Here is a 554-nt window from a genome sequence, read left to right on the forward strand (position 1 = left end):
GAAATTCACCCCGGAATTCCGTGCAGAAGCGGTGGAACTGGTGCTTTCCTCAGGAAAAAGCCTGGTCGAGGTTTCAGAATCACTGGGAATCAACGAAGGCACCCTTGGGAACTGGGTTCGCGCCTACCGAACCGAGCATCCAGAGACCGAAACCGAGGAACGCGGACCGGTGGAATGGGCCCAGCACGAGAAGCTGCGCCGGGAATTGGCGGAGGTGAAACGGGAGAACGAATTTTTAAAAGATGTCAGCGCCTATTTCGCCTCGAAGGGCAAGAAATAAGCGCGATCTTCCGATTCATCATGGAACACAGCGCGAAGTATCCGGTGAACTGGATGTGCCAGCAGCTAGAGGTCTCGCGCGCTTCGTATTACCGGTGGTTGAACCCGTCCACTGAGCTCAGCGAAGCCAAGGCCCTGCGTGCTATGCGCACCGTTCTGGTCCTGACCGAGTACGAGGCTTCCAACGGGGTGGCCGGTGCCGGCCAATTAGTGGATTTGATTCGCAACAACCACAAGCAGTACGTGCCGAAATCCACGGTGCTGTCGATCATGAA

The 554-nt window shown here is 56.3% G+C and carries 1 pseudogene; it reads left to right on the forward strand.

The window, feature by feature from the left end:
- A pseudogene (locus ACT3UQ_RS19745) lies at nucleotides 1-554 on the forward strand (IS3-like element ISAar37 family transposase); the annotation flags it as partial.

It is taken from the genome of Glutamicibacter sp. AOP12-B1-11 (assembly GCF_052379245.1).
Taxonomy (GTDB): domain Bacteria; phylum Actinomycetota; class Actinomycetes; order Actinomycetales; family Micrococcaceae; genus Glutamicibacter.